The sequence below is a fragment of the Aeromonas media genome (assembly GCF_000819985.1).
In the GTDB taxonomy this organism is placed as follows: domain Bacteria; phylum Pseudomonadota; class Gammaproteobacteria; order Enterobacterales; family Aeromonadaceae; genus Aeromonas; species Aeromonas media.
The window spans coordinates 1-2,996 of sequence record NZ_CDBZ01000012.1 but is presented as its reverse complement, the minus strand read 5'-3'; the positions used below and the strand labels follow the sequence as shown (position 1 = coordinate 2,996).

General features: G+C 52.3%; 1 rRNA gene. It reads left to right on the top strand.

The features are described from left to right. Positions 1-155: 155 nt before the first annotated feature. Positions 156-2,996: ribosomal RNA gene (locus tag BN1127_RS01400) — 23S ribosomal RNA — on the top strand; the annotation flags it as partial.

Genomic DNA, 2,996 nt, shown 5'->3' with positions numbered 1-2,996 from the left:
TGCTCTTTAACAATCTGGAAAGCTGATTTAAAAAGTAGTTCTCAAACATTTGTTACAAGTGCTTTGGAAACTTCTTGGCGAAAACCAAATTTTATTTGGTCCTTGTTGTACAACAACAAGTCGCGTCGTTTCGACGACACTTCTTGGGGTTGTATGGTTAAGTGACTAAGCGTACATGGTGGATGCCTTGGCAGTCAGAGGCGATGAAGGACGTACTAACCTGCGATAAGCTGTGAGAAGTCGGTAAGAGACGCTATTACTCACAGATTTCCGAATGGGGAAACCCACTTAGCATAAGCTAGGTATCGTTGCATGAATACATAGTGCAACGAGGCGAACCGGGAGAACTGAAACATCTAAGTACCCCGAGGAAAAGAAATCAACCGAGATTCCCTCAGTAGCGGCGAGCGAACGGGGATTAGCCCTTAAGTTTCTTGGAAGTTAGTGGAATGGTCCTGGAAAGGCCAGCGATACAGGGTGATAGCCCCGTACACGAAAACGACCTTGAAGTGAAATCGAGTAGGGCGGGACACGTGACATCCTGTCTGAATATGGGGGGACCATCCTCCAAGGCTAAATACTCCTGACTGACCGATAGTGAACCAGTACCGTGAGGGAAAGGCGAAAAGAACCCCTGTGAGGGGAGTGAAATAGAACCTGAAACCGTGTACGTACAAGCAGTGGGAGCCCTTCGGGGTGACTGCGTACCTTTTGTATAATGGGTCAGCGACTTACATTTTGTAGCGAGGTTAACCGTATAGGGGAGCCGTAGGGAAACCGAGTCTTAACTGGGCGTCTAGTTGCAAGGTGTAGACCCGAAACCGGGTGATCTAGCCATGGGCAGGTTGAAGGTTGAGTAACATCAACTGGAGGACCGAACCCACTAACGTTGCAAAGTTAGGGGATGACCTGTGGCTGGGGGTGAAAGGCCAATCAAACTCGGAGATAGCTGGTTCTCCCCGAAAGCTATTTAGGTAGCGCCTCGGACGAATACTACTGGGGGTAGAGCACTGTTTGGACTAGGGGGTCATCCCGACTTACCAACTCCATGCAAACTCCGAATACCAGTAAGTAATATCCGGGAGACACACGGCGGGTGCTAACGTCCGTCGTGAAGAGGGAAACAACCCAGACCGCCGGCTAAGGTCCCAAAGTTCTGGTTAAGTGGGAAACGATGTGGGAAGGCTCAGACAGCTAGGATGTTGGCTTAGAAGCAGCCATCATTTAAAGAAAGCGTAATAGCTCACTAGTCGAGTCGGCCTGCGCGGAAGATGTAACGGGGCTCAAACCAGGCACCGAAGCCGCGGATTCACACTTATGTGTGAGTGGTAGGGGAGCGTTCTGTAAGTCTGCGAAGGTGTATCGAGAGGTATGCTGGAGATATCAGAAGTGCGAATGCTGACGTAAGTAACGATAAAGGGGGTGAAAAGCCTCCTCGCCGGAAGACCAAGGGTTCCTGTCCAACGTTAATCGGGGCAGGGTGAGTCGACCCCTAAGGTGAGGCCGAAAGGCGTAATCGATGGGAAGCAGGTTAATATTCCTGCACGACTTGTAATTGCGATGGGGGGACGGAGAAGGCTAGGTGGGCCAGGCGACGGTTGTCCTGGTGAAAGTGCGTAGGTGGTGTTTCTAGGCAAATCCGGAGACACAACACTGAGACACGAGACGAAGCCACTACGGTGGTGAAGCCATTGATGCCCTGCTTCCAGGAAAAGCCTCTAAGCTTCAGATTACAAGTCATCGTACCCCAAACCGACACAGGTGGTCGGGTAGAGAATACCAAGGCGCTTGAGAGAACTCGGGTGAAGGAACTAGGCAAAATAGAACCGTAACTTCGGGAGAAGGTTCGCTCTTGACAGTGAAGTCCCTTGCGGATGGAGCAGTTGGGAGTCGCAGTGACCAGATGGCTGGGACTGTTTATCAAAAACACAGCACTCTGCAAACACGAAAGTGGACGTATAGGGTGTGACACCTGCCCGGTGCCGGAAGGTTAATTGATGGGGTTAGCGCAAGCGAAGCTCTTGATCGAAGCCCCGGTAAACGGCGGCCGTAACTATAACGGTCCTAAGGTAGCGAAATTCCTTGTCGGGTAAGTTCCGACCTGCACGAATGGTGTAACCATGGCCATGCTGTCTCCACCCGAGACTCAGTGAAATCGAATTCGCCGTGAAGATGCGGTGTACCCGCGGCTAGACGGAAAGACCCCGTGAACCTTTACTACAGCTTGGCACTGAACATTGAACCTACATGTGTAGGATAGGTGGGAGGCTTTGAAGGCGTGACGCCAGTTGCGCTGGAGCCGTCCTTGAAATACCACCCTTGTATGTTTGATGTTCTAACGCAGGGCCCTGAATCGGGCTCGCGGACAGTGCCTGGTGGGTAGTTTGACTGGGGCGGTCTCCTCCCAAAGAGTAACGGAGGAGCACGAAGGTTGGCTAATCCTGGTCGGACATCAGGAGGTTAGTGCAATGGCATAAGCCAGCTTAACTGCGAGACGGACAGGTCGAGCAGGTACGAAAGTAGGTCATAGTGATCCGGTGGTTCTGAATGGAAGGGCCATCGCTCAACGGATAAAAGGTACTCCGGGGATAACAGGCTGATACCGCCCAAGAGTTCATATCGACGGCGGTGTTTGGCACCTCGATGTCGGCTCATCACATCCTGGGGCTGAAGTCGGTCCCAAGGGTATGGCTGTTCGCCATTTAAAGTGGTACGCGAGCTGGGTTCAGAACGTCGTGAGACAGTTCGGTCCCTATCTGCCGTGGGCGTTGGATGATTGAAGGGAGTTGCTCCTAGTACGAGAGGACCGGAGTGAACGAACCTCTGGTGTTCGGGTTGTCACGCCAGTGGCACTGCCCGGTAGCTAAGTTCGGAATCGATAACCGCTGAAAGCATCTAAGCGGGAAGCGAGCCCTGAGATGAGTCATCCCTGACCCCTTGAGGGTCCTAAAGGGCCGTTGGAGACCACAACGTTGATAGGTGGGGTGTGTAAGCGC